Source organism: Kutzneria buriramensis (genome assembly GCF_003387475.1).
Classification (GTDB): Bacteria; Actinomycetota; Actinomycetes; order Mycobacteriales; family Pseudonocardiaceae; genus Kutzneria; species Kutzneria buriramensis.
The window spans coordinates 351,310-364,130 of sequence record NZ_QUNO01000014.1 but is presented as its reverse complement, the minus strand read 5'-3'; the positions used below and the strand labels follow the sequence as shown (position 1 = coordinate 364,130).

General features: G+C 71.5%; 9 protein-coding genes. 2 read left to right on the top strand and 7 right to left on the bottom strand.

The features are described from left to right. Positions 1 to 96: 96 nt before the first annotated feature. Together BCF44_RS37095 and BCF44_RS37090 are read right to left on the bottom strand one after the other, a co-directional pair. Complete coding sequence (locus BCF44_RS37095) at positions 97 to 1,206, bottom strand: MAB_1171c family putative transporter (protein WP_116179131.1); 1,110 nt, start codon at positions 1,204 to 1,206, stop codon at positions 97 to 99. A gap of 7 nt (positions 1,207 to 1,213) precedes the next feature. After that, positions 1,214 to 2,704 carry an FGGY-family carbohydrate kinase gene (locus BCF44_RS37090; protein ID WP_116179130.1) on the bottom strand — a complete coding sequence of 497 codons (1,491 nt, stop codon included), beginning with the start codon at positions 2,702 to 2,704 and terminating at the stop codon, positions 1,214 to 1,216. Between the two features lie 18 nt (positions 2,705 to 2,722). On the opposite strand from BCF44_RS37090, the gene BCF44_RS37085 reads away from it, so the two are divergent. Together BCF44_RS37085 and BCF44_RS37080 are read left to right on the top strand one after the other, a co-directional pair. Beyond that, the gene (locus tag BCF44_RS37085; RefSeq protein WP_116179129.1) at positions 2,723 to 3,901 is read left to right on the top strand and encodes an NAD(P)/FAD-dependent oxidoreductase; all 1,179 of its coding nucleotides are present in this window, start codon (positions 2,723 to 2,725) and stop codon (positions 3,899 to 3,901) included. A gap of 77 nt (positions 3,902 to 3,978) precedes the next feature. After that, positions 3,979 to 6,147, top strand: a complete 2,169-nt coding sequence (locus BCF44_RS37080) for an ATP-binding protein (RefSeq protein ID WP_147328774.1) — start codon at positions 3,979 to 3,981, stop codon at positions 6,145 to 6,147. Positions 6,148 to 6,405: 258 nt separating this feature from the next. On the opposite strand, the gene BCF44_RS37075 is transcribed toward BCF44_RS37080, so the two are convergent. From BCF44_RS37075 to BCF44_RS37055, 5 genes are all read right to left on the bottom strand, one after another. Further along, on the bottom strand, positions 6,406 to 7,074 hold the full coding sequence (locus tag BCF44_RS37075; RefSeq protein WP_246016017.1) for a class I SAM-dependent methyltransferase: 669 nt from the start codon (positions 7,072 to 7,074) through the stop codon (positions 6,406 to 6,408). Positions 7,075 to 7,084: 10 nt separating this feature from the next. Then, positions 7,085 to 9,427, bottom strand: a complete 2,343-nt coding sequence (gene secA2, locus BCF44_RS37070; RefSeq protein ID WP_116179126.1) for an accessory Sec system translocase SecA2 — start codon at positions 9,425 to 9,427, stop codon at positions 7,085 to 7,087. Positions 9,428 to 9,607: 180 nt separating this feature from the next. After that, complete coding sequence (locus tag BCF44_RS37065) at positions 9,608 to 10,885, bottom strand: glycosyltransferase (RefSeq protein WP_116179125.1); 1,278 nt, start codon at positions 10,883 to 10,885, stop codon at positions 9,608 to 9,610. Then, on the bottom strand, positions 10,882 to 11,808 hold the full coding sequence (locus BCF44_RS37060) for a DMT family transporter (RefSeq protein ID WP_116179124.1): 927 nt from the start codon (positions 11,806 to 11,808) through the stop codon (positions 10,882 to 10,884). Before BCF44_RS37060 ends, BCF44_RS37065 begins: the two co-directional genes overlap by 4 nt. Continuing rightward, positions 11,805 to 12,530: a DUF998 domain-containing protein gene (locus tag BCF44_RS37055; protein ID WP_147328773.1), complete on the bottom strand. Its 726-nt coding sequence runs from the start codon at positions 12,528 to 12,530 to the stop codon at positions 11,805 to 11,807. Before BCF44_RS37055 ends, BCF44_RS37060 begins: the two co-directional genes overlap by 4 nt. Between the last annotated feature and the right edge of the window lie 291 nt (positions 12,531 to 12,821).

Here is a 12,821-nt window from a genome sequence, read left to right as displayed (position 1 = left end):
CGGCTGTGGTGACTGACGTCGCAATCACCACCGCACCCGGAGGCCTCACCCATGATCAAGCCGACACGCCGTCACCAACCTCATGACCAGGTACATCTAGGCCAGCGACAGGGAGAGCCGGACCAGCCAGCGGACGTCCGAGTCGAGGTCGTCGCCGCCCGCCACCGGGGCGGGGTGCGGCGCCCCGGCCGGGGCGCCGGATGCCTTGGCGGCAAGGGCGGCGCGGACGGCATGAGCATGGTCGGCCTCCCCCGACTGATCGGCTTCCCGCACGGGCGCATCCCCGCCGGCGTTCGCCGGGTAGTAGGGCCCGAGCTGCACCAAACCGTCCCGGATCTCCACCGCTCGCCGGTAGTAGTCCCGGTGCGTACGCCGGATTCGTATCGGGTCACGCCACCAGGGCAGGGTTTCGCTGCGCAGGGCGAGATCGGGGAACGCCTCGTGCAGCGCACGCCACAACGGCTCCATGTCCCGGTACGCCCGCCGATGCCACCGCCAGACCGGCACGGCGGCGAGCATCCCGGTGACGGCGGGGTACATCACCCCGACGACCAGCAGCACGCTGCCGACCAGCACGAAGCCGACGTATGCCAGGTTGCCGGCCTCCCACACCACGGCCGCAAGCGCTTGCAGCAAGGCGACGAAACACTTGCAGACACAGCCGGCGATGAGGAACGCGAGCCCGACGGCGATGGCGCGAAGCCCCCGCCGGAGCTCGACCCGGCGGGCGACGCGGGCGTAGCGCACGGCCCACCGCAGGGCCAGCCCGAGCGCGTACGCCATGTACCCGACGGCGGCGACCACGAACACGGTGGAGTGCCAGTCGTCGCCGCTGGACAGGGCGGCCGGCTGCAGGCGAATCGCCACGGGCGCCGCGAGCCAGACACCGACGACCAGCCCCAACACCCCGACGAACACCACGGTCTGGAACCGCCGCGAGACCCGCATGGAGTACTGGAAGAAGGCCAGCATCCAGTACGACGCGTACATGGTCATCAGGTTGACCAGCAGGCGCGCGACACCGCCGCCGAAGCCGTCGAGGAAGGCGACGACCGGCGCGAAGTTCAGGACCGGCACCACGGCCAGGCACGCCAGGCAGCCGGCGACGGCGCGCAGCGGCCGGTCGTCGGGCGCGAGGGCCAGCTGGTACAGCTTGTCCAGCGCACCGATCCACAGCGCGATCGTCACCAGCACCAGGACGGGCATGCAGGCATCATTCCGGAGTGGACGGCTCCGTGCGGGCCGAACGGTGTTGTTGCTCGGCAAGGAAATGGGCGATGTCGACCGTCGCCGGGTACAGGGACCGGTAATGGGCGTAGAACTCCTCGTACGGCCGCGAGGGATCCGGCTGCACGGTTTCCACGACCGGATTCCACGACGAGACGTCCACACCGTCGGCCGACGCGGCCAGCATGGCGTCACCGAGGCTGGCGCCGACGCTCTCCCGGGTGACCTGCTGCGCCAGCCCGGTCACGTCGGAGACGATCTGCGTCCACAGCCCACCCCGGGTGCCGCCGCCGACCGCGACGAGACGCCGAGCCGCTCCACCGGCGACCCTCATCGTCTCCAGGTTGTGCCGCACGCCGTAGGCAATGCCCTCCAGCACCGCACGATACAGCTCCCCGGCCCCGTGCGTGAGCGTGAGCCCGGTGATCACGCCCCGCGCGGACGGATCGAACAGCGGCGTGCGTTCCCCCGCGAAGTACGGCAGCACAAGCAATCCCCGGCTGCCGGGCGGCACCTGGCCCGCCCGCGCCGCCAGGTCCTCGAACGAACCTCCGACCAGCCCGCGCAGCCAGTCGGTCACCGCGCCGGACGTCGCCATGCCGGCCGCCAACGTGCTGGTGCCCGGAAACACGCCGGCGGTCGTCCACAGCCCGGGATGCGGCCGCGGCTGGTCGACGACCTGGACCAGGAACATCGTCGTGCCGTACATGACCATGGCGTCCCCCGGCTCCCGCACGCCGACGCTGGTCGCCTCCGCCCACGCGTCGACGGTCCCGGCGAGCACGGGAAGGCCCTCCGGCAGCCCAGTTGCAGCGAAGGCCGCATTCGTGACGCTCCCGACGACCTCCGTCGGCCACACCAGCTCCGGCAGCGCCAGCCCGGGCGCGACCACGGAGGCCCAGTCCAAGGCCCACTCGCGCCGACCGAGGTCGTAGAGCGGCGAGCACTGGCTGGCGGAGTGGTGGTCCAGCACGTACCGCCCGGTGAGCCGGTGCACCAGGAACGACGACGCCATCAGCAGCATCCGGGTCCGCGCCCAGACATGAGGCTCGTTCACGGCCAGCCACCGCAGCTTCGGCCCCACCGCCTGACTTGTCAGCGGCGAACCACCCCGGCGCAGAATCTCGTCACCGCCGAACAGCTCCGTCAGTTCCGAGATTTCCACAGTTGCCCGGGTGTCGACGCCGTAGAGGATCGCCGGTCGCAGTGGCACGCCGTCGGCGTCGGCCGGCAGCAGGCAAGGCCCGATGCCGCTCACGGCGAGCCCGTTCAGGCGCGCGCCGTCGGCCGCACGGACCAGCTCCCGCGCGATCTCCACGAAATCACGCCACCACACGTCCTCGGCGTCGTGCTCGAACCAGCTCGGCGCGGGCGTCGACACGGCGTGCGCGACGGTCACCCGGTGCCGGACCGTGCCGTCCGGGGCGACCAGAACTCCCTTGGATGCCGACGTTCCGATGTCGATCCCTACATACATCCACCTATCCTCGACGACATGGATCAGATCGCGATCGTCGGCGCGTCGGCGGCGGGCCTCACGGCGGCGGAGACGCTGCGCCGCGAGGGCTACCAGGGCCGGATCACACTCATCGGCGACGAGGCGCACGTGCCCTACGACCGCCCGCCGCTGTCCAAGCAGGTGCTGGCCGGCCAGTGGGAGCCGGAGAAGACCCAGCTGCGCAAGGACGAGCAGATCGCCGACCTGAACGCCGAGTTCCGGCTCGGCGCGCCCGCGGCCAGTCTGGACCTGGACGCCCGCGAGGTGGTGCTGGCCGACGACACCCGGGTCGGCTACGACGGCCTGGTCATCGCCACCGGCGTCGCCCCGCGCACCCTGCCGTTCGGCCACGACCTGGCCGGTGTGCACGTCCTGCGCACGCTGGAGCACGCGTCCACCCTGCGCGCCGAACTGCTCGCCGAGCCGAAGACCGTGGTGATCGGCGCCGGCTTCCTGGGCGCCGAGGTGGCCGCGACGGCCCGGACGCTGGGCCTGGACGTCACGCTGGTGGACCCGCTGCCGGTGCCGATGGCCCGCCAGCTGGGCGAGACCGTCGGCAAGCTGCTGGAGCAGCTGCACCGGGACAACGGCGTGCGGGTGCTGATGGACACCGGCGTCACCGAGATGCTCGGTTCAGATGGTCACGTCATCGGAGTTCGGCTGGCTGATGGGAACGGGGCGGCCGGCACAGTGCTGGACGCCGGCTGCGTGCTGGTGGCGATCGGCGCGGCGCCGGTCACCGGCTGGCTGGAGAACTCGGGCCTGACGATCGACAACGGCGTGGTCTGCGACAGCCGCTGCCAGGCCGCGCCGGGCGTGTACGCGGCCGGCGACGTCGCCAACTGGGAGCACCCACGCTACGGCCGGATGCGGCTGGAGCACCGGATGAACGCCACCGAGCAGGGCATGGCGGTGGCCCGCAACCTGCTCGGCGCCGACCAGGAGTTCGCGCCGGTCCCCTACTTCTGGACCGACCAGTACGATGCCAAGGTGCAGGCCTACGGCCTGGTCGGCGAGGGCTTGGAGTACGCGGTGGTGGCCGGGGACCCCGGCGAGCGGAAGTTCGCCGCCCTGTACGGCCGCGACGGCGTCGTCACCGGTGGAGTCGGCTGGAACCTGCCGCGCGAGATCCGCAAGCTGCGGCAGTCCGTGGTCGACCGCGTCCCCATGCCGTGAAGACACCTGGATCGTCGTCTTTCGCGTCCGGATCCGAATTCAGCGCTGCGCTGGAACGCCTGCTCGCGGCGCGTGGCATGTCCTGGCGCGGGTTGGCCGACCAGGTCGGCTACACGCCCAGCTGGCTGAGCAAGGTCAAGAACGGCACGCCGCCGTCGGCGGAGCTCGCCCGGCGCTGCGACCAGGTGCTGGACGCGGGCGGCCGGCTGATGGCGCTCGCCACCGAGTCGGTGCCGGCGCGGCCGGCGCAGCTGCCGGCGGCCGCCGCCCGGTTCGTCGGCCGCGAGCGGGAGCTGACGCAGCTGCACGAGGCGCTGATGGACGACCGTCAGCTCGGCACGCCCGCGGTGGTGGCCGTCGACGGCTCGCCCGGCGTCGGCAAGACCGCCCTGGCACTGAAGCTGGCGCACGACGTGGCGAGCGCTTTCCACGACGGCCAGCTGTACGTGGACCTGCGCGGCTACTCCCCCGACGGCGGCCCGGCGCGCGCGACCGACGTGCTGGGCGACTTCCTGGCGGCGCTGGGCGTGGCCACCGATTCGATGCCCGGCGAGCAGGACCAGCGCGCGAAGCTGTTCCGGTCGCTGGTCAACCAGCGCCGGCTGCTGATCGTGCTGGACAACGCCGCCGAGTCGGCGCAGGTGGAGCCGCTGCTGCCGGGGTCGGGCCAGTGCGCGGTGATCGTCACGAGCCGGCGGCGCCTGTCCGGCATGGCGATGCGCACCAACGCCCGGCAGGTCACGCTCGGCCCGATGACCGGCGCGGAGTCGCTCCTGCTGCTGCGCAACGTGATCGGTGACGATCGCGCGGACGCCGAGCCGGCGGCGATCAGCGCGCTGGCCAAGCACTGCGCGCACCTGCCGCTGGCGCTGCGGATCGCCGCCGAGCGGGTCGCCACCCACCCGCACCACCCGGTCGACGAGCTGCTCGAGGAGTTGGACGCCGACGAGCACCGGCTGGACGGCCTGGCCACCGACGACTCGCTCGCGGTGCGCTCGGTGTTCTCCTGGTCGTACCGGGATCTGTCGACCGAGTCGGCGCGCATGTTCCGGCTGCTCGGCGTGTTACGGCGCGGCCAGATCAGCACGCCCGCGGCCGCCGCGCTGGCGGGCGTGTCGTCGGTGCAGGGCCGCCGGCTGCTGGAGCGGCTCGCCAGCGTGCACCTCGTGGAGGGCGTGGAACGCGACCGGTACCGCATGCACGACCTGCTGCACGTCTACGCCGCCGAGCTGGTGCGGTCCGAGGAGACGAAGGAATCCCGGCGCGAGGCGGCGATCCGCCTCACCGACTGGTATCTGCGCACGGCCGAGCGCGCGAACGAGGCGTTGGCGCCGTTCCGCGTGCACATGCTGGAGTTGCCCTCGACCGGCCCCACCGTGACACCCCTGAACTTCGACACGCCTGTAGAAGCTTTGCGTTGGTGCGACGGGGAAGTCGCCAACCTGCTGCCGGTGATGGAGACCGCGCTGGCGTACGGGCTGGCCGACTCCGCGTGGCGGCTGTGCATCGCGTCCTGGGACTACTTCCGGCTGCGCATGCCGATGGGCGTCTGGGTCGCCACGCACGAACTCGCGGAGCAGGCGGCGCGCGAGGCGGGCGATCGCTTCGCCGAGGCGTGGGTGCAGACCAATCTGGCGGTGGCCCGACACCGTTTGCACGATTTCGCCGCCGCGACCCGTCTGTACGAAAAGGCATTGGCCACGCGGCGGGACATCGGCGACCGACACGGCGAGGCGTGGACGCTGGCCGGGATCGGCCTGCTGGCGGTCGACCAACGCGACGCCGACACTGCCGAGGCCAACGCCGACCAGTCGCTGACCCTCTTCCGCGAGCTCGGCGACCGACACGGCGAAGTGACCACAATGGCCACTCTCGGCGAGGTTCGGCAGCTGCGCGGCGATCACCACGGCGCGCTCGTCACGTTGCACGAAGCGCTCTGGGTTGCGCAGGACAGTGACGACGCCGCCGATCAGGCCGAGACGCTGCTGAAGATCGCCGCCGTCTACCTCGCCGACGGCCAGGCCGGCCGCGCGCTGGACAGCCTCGACCAGGCGCTGGTCGCGACCCGGGAAGTGCGCAACCGCATGATGGAGGCCGGCGCGCTGTTCCGCCGCGGGCTCGTGCTGCGCGAACTGGACCGGCCGAGCGAGGCGCGGGAGTCGCTCACCGCCGCGCTCGCGCTGTACGAGGAGGTCGACGACCACCGCGCCGGCGACGTGCGCGCGGAACTGGACGCCCTGAGCTGATCTACACGGGCCGATCGACACGGGATGATTGAGCGGAGAGTCGATCAAACGCGGACCTGATCCAGCGTTGGGCCAATTCGAGCGCGACTCGGGCGTGACGGAGCCGACACCGGTCGGCCGACGATCGGGTGTTTCCTCTTTTGCTCAACTCGTCAACACTGTTGCCGCACCGCTGGATTCGTCATAGTTGGACGCGTGCGGTGCCGTCGTCGGCGGGCGGGTCCACTGGGGGTGGCCCTGCCCGTCGGCGGACCGGGGTCATGCGACCTCGAAGAACACCATCGGATTGTCCCGACCGGACCGAACCGGCACGTCCAGGCCGAGTTCCCGTTTCACCGCAAGCAAGGCCGCAAAGGTTTCCGGCGCCCGCCGCGCGGACGGCGTGAAGTAGTCGATCTTTTGTTCGGTCAGCCAACGAACCAAGACGGCGCCCTCGCTGAACGGCATCGGCCGGCGGCCGTGGAAAACGTCGTGCACACTCACCGGCGTCCCGCTCAACCGGCCGAACAGTTCTGTGATGTACCACCGCGCAAAACGCGCACTGTGTGCCGCATCGAGGAACAAGTAGTCGATGTCCACCGGCAGCTGAGCCTTCCTCGCGTCGCCGCGCACGAAGGTCCACCGATCGCCCGCGAGCTCGGCCGGCACCGACCGCAGCACGTGATCCACCACGTCGTACGACCGCAACTCGCCGAACCCGTTGTCCCGCAACGCGGACAGCAGCCAGGTGGTGGACCACCCGTGAAAGGCGCCGATCTCCACCACCGTCGCCGGCCGCAGCTCGCGCAGCCGCAGGTAGGTCAGCTCCGCCTCGACGTCGTCGAGCTGCGCTCGGATCCCGGGCAACCGCCGACGCTGCTCGTCGCGCACGGCGGCGAGGTCGTCGGCGTACTTGCGGTACAGCTCGGCGGCGGTGGTCAGGTCCACCGCCAGCACGCTACCGCCTGGCCCCCTTGCCCAGCACCCGGCCCAGGCCGCGCACGCTGCGCTCCAGGTCGGAGCCGAACGGGTTCTCGTGCACCAGATACGTCCAGGTCGCCGTCGGCCGGGCCAGGCCCTCACCGTCGAGGTCGACGCCGGCCTCGGTGAACTTGGCCGTCTCGAACGTCTCGACGGTCTTCTCGTCCGCCACCCGGAACAGCGCCTTGAACGCCGGGATCGCCGCCCGGTGGTACTCCGCGATCGGGCTCTCCCGGGACAGCGCCCACAGGTGGATGCCCTCGCGCAGGTCGGCCAGCATCGCCAGGTGCTCGGCCCAGCCCCGGTCCAGGTGCAGCAGCGCGATCTGACGGGCGGAGTCGACCAGGACGTCCTCGCCGACCTTGTCCAACACCTCGCGGTACCGGTCCGGGCTGGCCTTGCGCAGCTCCTGCGCCGCCAGGTCGGTGCGCAGCAGCTGGTCGCGGCGCTCGCCCAGCATCTTGCGGTGCTGCGCGGAGAGCTGGTTGTAGCGCCAGGTGTTGGCGTGCACCTCGAGGTTCTCCGCCTCGGCCACCCGCTGCGCGTGCGCGATGGTGTGCGGGGCCAGCTTGTCGGTGACCCGGCCGTCGTCGGAGATCTTGGACGGTCCCGGCTCGTCGGCCGCGAACTGGGTGACGATGTCGTCGCCGAAGCTGGCGAAGAAGACAGAGCGGCCCGGGTCGCCCTGCCGGCCGGCGCGGCCGCGCAGCTGGTCGTCCAGGCGGGAGCTGTGGTGGCGGGCCGTGCCGATCACGTACAGGCCGCCGAGCTCGGCCACCCGCTCGTGGTCCGCGCCGTCCGCGCCGCCGAGCCGGATGTCCGTGCCGCGGCCGGCCATCTGGGTGGAGACCGTCACCGTGCCGTACTGGCCGGCCTCGGCGACGATCGCCGCCTCCTCCGCGTCGTTCTTGGCGTTGAGCACGACGCAGGGCACGTCGACCTCGGCCAGCCGCCCGGCCAGCGCCTCCGACTCGGCCACGTCCTGGGTGCCGATCAGCACCGGGCGGCCGGTCTTGTGCGCCTCGACGATCTCCTCGACGATCGCGGCGTTCTTGGCGATCACCGTGTCATAGATGCGGTCCGGCTCGTCCACGCGGATGCACGGCACGTTCGGCGGCACCTCGGCCACCTGGAGCTCGTAGAAGGTACGCAGCTGGTCGGCCGCCGCGAGCGCGGTGCCGGTCATGCCGCAGACCTTGGGGTAGCGCTTGAGCAGGGCCTGGACGGTGATCGTGTCCAGCACCTCGCCGGTCTCGCTGGCCGCCAGCGCCTCCTTGGCCTCCACCGCCGCCTGGAGGCCGTCCGGCCAGCGCTGGAGGCGGGCCACCCGGCCGCGCGAGGGGTTGATCAGCTGGACCTTGCCGTCGCGGACGATGTAGTCGACGTCGCGGCGCAACAGCACCTCCGCGTGCAGCGCCACGTTCACCCTGGGCAGCGTCGTGCCGACGTGCTCCGGCGAGTACAGGTCGATGCCGCCCAGCGCGCGTTCCACCGCCTCCGAGCCCGCGCCGGTCAGGAAGACGTTGCGCTGCTCGTCGTCGATCTCGTAGTGCATGCCCGCGCGCAGCAGGCGCACCACGTCCGACAGCTCGCGGTCCGGTTCGCCGGCCGCCGCCGCGCCCGCCAGCACCAGCGGCACCCGCGCCTCGTCGACCAGGACCGAGTCGGCCTCGTCCACCAGCGCCACGCCCGGCGCCGGCGACACCAGGTCCTCGACCCTGGTCGCCGTGTGGTCGCGCAGCTCGTCGAAGCCGAGTTCGCTCACCGACGCGTACGTCACGTCCGCCGCGTACGCCTCGCGGCGGCGGTCCGGGTCGCAGGCGCCGCTGATCCAGTTCACCGACACGCCCAGCAGGCTGTAGAGCGGCCCCATCCACTCGGCGTCGCGGCGGGCCAGGTAGTCGTTCACCGACACCACGTGCACCGGCCAGCCGTGCAGCGCGTAGCCGGCCGCGGTGATCGCGCCCGCCAGCGTCTTGCCCTCGCCGGTGGCCAGCTCCACCACGCGGCCCCGGAGCATCCACGCCGACGTCATCAGCTGCACGTCGAACGGCCGCTCCTTGAGCGTGCGGCGGGCGGCCTCGCGGCCGAGCGCCAGCAGCTGCGCGAGGTCCTTGTCGTCGTAGTCGCCGCGGGTGTCGTTGCGCAGCTTCTCCGCCGCCTGCGTCAGCTGCTCGTCGGTCAGCTCCCGCAGCTCGTTCTCGCGCGCGCCAGCAGCGGCCACCACGGCGTGCAGCTTGCTCGTCTCACGAGCAACCGCACGGCCCTGAAGCAGCCGCCAGAACCCGGTCGTCAGGCGCTTCTTGCGCTCCCCCGCCACAGGTCCTGTTTACCATCCCGACACGCACCGCCGCGCCCGTCCACCGACCCCAAACGCGGTGAAGATCGCCCGGTCGGCGGCCATATGCCCGCTTTGCCCGGCTAGCGGGCCGCCGACCTGGGAAAGCACGAAGGGACGCCTCGCGCAGGCGAGGCGTCCCTTCGATCGAATCGGAACCCGTCACGCCGTACGCTCGGCCCGCTCCCGGGACTCGGTGCGGGGCTGCTCGGGCAGCCGCGGGTGGTCGGCCAGCCGGGTGAGCCGCCGGGACTCGGCCATCGCCTCCCGGTAGACGTCCTCGAACGTGGCCAGCGTGGTGTTCACGCCGTGCTTGCCGATGATCTCCAGGCTCTCCTTGCCCATGCGCTCCCGCTCGGCGTCGTCGGAGAACAGCTGGGTCAGGCGGGCGGCCAGGGTGGGCACGTTGCCGGGCGGGTAGAGCCAGCCGTTGCGGCCGGGCCGGGCCAGGTGCGGCAGCGCCATCGCGTCGGCGGCGACGACGGGCTTGCCGGCGGCCATCGCCTCCATGGTGGCCAGGCTCTGGAGCTCGGCGATGCCGGGCATGCAGAAGGCGTCGGCCGCGGCGTACGCGTCGAGCAGGTCCTCGTCGGAGATGAAGCCGCGGAACCGGACCCGGTCGGCGATGCCGAGCTGGCCGGCGAGCTGCTCCAGGGCCTCGCGCTTGCTGCCGTCGCCGACGATCTCGGCCCGCACCCGGAGCTCGGCCGGGATCAGCGGCAGGGCCCGGATCAGCTCGTGGACGTGCTTCTCCTCGTCCAGCCGGCCGACGAACAGCACGGTGCGGTGGTCGGGGTCGGGCGAGACCGGACGGTCCTGGTAGCGGTCCAGGTCGATGCCGCACGAGATCGGCCGCGCCTGCTGCGGCAGCCCGTTGTCCATGAGCAGCTCGACGGCGCGCGGCGTCGGCGCGGTGACGACGCTGGCCTTGCCGAAGCCCCTGGTCAGGTCCCACCAAGCCAGCTTGGACGCGGCGGCGCGCAGCAGGCCGGGCACGCGGACGTGGCCGAGGATGTTCTCCGGCATGAAGTGGTTGGTGGCCACCAGCGGGATCCGGTCCCGCTCGGCCCGCCAGATCAGCGCCCGGGTCAGCAGGAAGTGCGACTGGACGTGCATCACGTCCGGCTTGATCTCGGCCAGCAGCTTGTCGATCCGGTTCTGCGCCTGCCACGGCCACACCAGGCGGAACGACGGGTGGAACGGCGTGCGGTACGCCGTGAACCGGTGCACCGTGACCCCGTCGACCACGTCCGTCGACGCCCGCCCGGTCGGCGCGGGGCACATCACGTGCACCTCGTGCCCCCGCTCGGCCAGCCCCACGGCCAGCCGGTGGGTGAACCGAGCCGCCCCGTTGACGTCCGGCGGGAAGGTCTCGGCGCCGATCACGATGCGCAGTCCGGAGGCCGCCTCGTGCCGATCGGGCACCTGGGACCAGGTCATTTCGTACTCCCGTCGTAGTGCTGGGTCATCCCGGGCGCGACAAGCTGCCGGTCGCCGTCGACGACTGTATTAGCTGGTGGGGTTGACTTCGGCCGACGCAGCGTGAGCACGACCACGCCCCCGGCGGCGACCACGGCGCAGAGCAGGGCGGCGAGGCCCAGGGACAGCGGTGTGTCCCCTGCCTCACCCAGCAGCACGACGCCCAGCCCGACGGCGACCAGCGGATCGATCACGGTCAGGCAGCCAATCACGACTTCCGGCGGTCCGCTCGCGTAGGCGTGCTGCACGAGCCAGCCGCCGACCAGGATGCCGACGACGATGCCGGCGATCTCGGGCAGCGGGAACGGGTGGCCGTTCCCGCCCAACTGTTGCAGCGTGGCCCGCATCAGCAGCGACACGAAGCCGAAGCTGACCCCGGACGCGGTGGCGAAGCCGAGGCAGCGCACCGCGCCGGTGTTGAGGGCGGCGACCGCGGCCAGCCCGCCGACCAGGCCCACGACCAGCACGGTGGCCCGCAGCTCGACGTCGGGGGCGACGACCGTCGCCCGGGCCTGGGTGGCGGCCAGCAGCACGAACGCGATGGTGCCGACGGTGCTGGCGGCGACGGCGCCGACGGCCACCCGGTCCAGCCGGATGCTCTCGATCCGCACGGACATCACGGTGGTCAGCGCGAACGCGAGGATGCCGATCGGCTGCACCACGGACAGCGGCGCCAGCCCGAGCGCGGTGGCGTGCAGCGCGGCCCCGCAGCCGGCGATGGCGATGCCGGCCAGCCAGATCGGCTGCCGGGCCAGCCGCAGCAGCACCGCGAGCCGCAGGCCGCGCTCGTCGGCGCACTCGTTCAGGCCGCCGTGCTGGAGCCTCGCCGAGACGGCGTTGCAGCAGGCCCCGAGCACCGCCAGTGCGATCGCGAGCGGGATCATCCGGCACCGCCCTCGACCAGGCCGGCCTCCCGGTGGCGGTCCACCGCCGGCCCCGCGCCCCGCCACAACGCCATTCCCAACACGAAGAGCAGCGCCATGTCGATACCGAAGAGTATACGCTCGGCCAATCCTAGGTAATTCTTCACGAATCCGAGGAATGGCAGCATCTCGGGCTCGTTGATGGCCAGCTGAATCATCGCGAACGTGGCGAGCACGATTGTGCTGGCGAGCGCCAGGCGGAGCACGACCGGCGCGAACCGCTCCCACCCGCGGGTCAGCTGACACCGCCTGGCCAGCAGGAATCCGGCCGCCGACAGGCAGGGGAAGAAGAAGATCGCGGCCCAGCGGTGCACCGCCCCCGAAATGGACTGGACACCGTCGGTCGGATCCGTCGGAAAGAGCAGCGCGACCGCGAGACCGACGCACCAGACGGAGACCAGCACGGTCAGCACCGTTCCCCGAACAATTCCGACGGAGGCGAGTCCGACCATCAACGCGATCGAGCCGATGGTCAGCGCGACCAGGCTGGTGTCGAAATACCGGGCACCCTGCTTGGCGAATACATAGTCGCTGATCGTGTGCTTGATCGGATTGAGCTGCCGACTGGACTCCAGGTGCAGGTACACCATCGGGAGCAGCGCGGCGACAAAGCTGACGATCGCGAGCAGCGCCCACGTCCGCCGCCCGCCCCTGGTTCGGCCCCCTGCCGCCTGGTCGCTCACGGCGATGATTCTCACCTCATCCGCACACACCGGTCCATGGGGGACACCCCTGGTTCGAAGGTGGGGAAAACCCCCGAACCGCCGGAGCCGAACACCACCCGACGCAGGTGGCGGGCCTCTCGACCACGGGCCGCACACCCGAATCCCCGGTCAGCGGCACCGTACTGGCCGGCCGACAGCGTGGCGACAGGATTGTCAGGGTGGCGATCCACACTATCGAGTGTGATGCGGATCACGTTCAATTGAGGTCACGATCAGGTTTCGGAATGTAACTTGATCTTCGGGCATCTC

What these genes read in the sequence shown, in the direction of transcription:
- BCF44_RS37090 (WP_116179130.1), bottom strand. Translation starts at nt 2,704, where the DNA reads ATGTATGTAGGGATCGACATCGGAACGTCGGCATCCAAGGGAGTTCTG.
- BCF44_RS37080 (WP_147328774.1), top strand. Translation starts at nt 3,979, where the DNA reads ATGTCCTGGCGCGGGTTGGCCGACCAGGTCGGCTACACGCCCAGCTGG.
- BCF44_RS37085 (WP_116179129.1), top strand. Translation starts at nt 2,723, where the DNA reads ATGGATCAGATCGCGATCGTCGGCGCGTCGGCGGCGGGCCTCACGGCG.
- BCF44_RS37060 (WP_116179124.1), bottom strand. Translation starts at nt 11,808, where the DNA reads ATGATCCCGCTCGCGATCGCACTGGCGGTGCTCGGGGCCTGCTGCAAC.
- BCF44_RS37065 (WP_116179125.1), bottom strand. Translation starts at nt 10,885, where the DNA reads ATGACCTGGTCCCAGGTGCCCGATCGGCACGAGGCGGCCTCCGGACTG.
- BCF44_RS37095 (WP_116179131.1), bottom strand. Translation starts at nt 1,206, where the DNA reads ATGCCCGTCCTGGTGCTGGTGACGATCGCGCTGTGGATCGGTGCGCTG.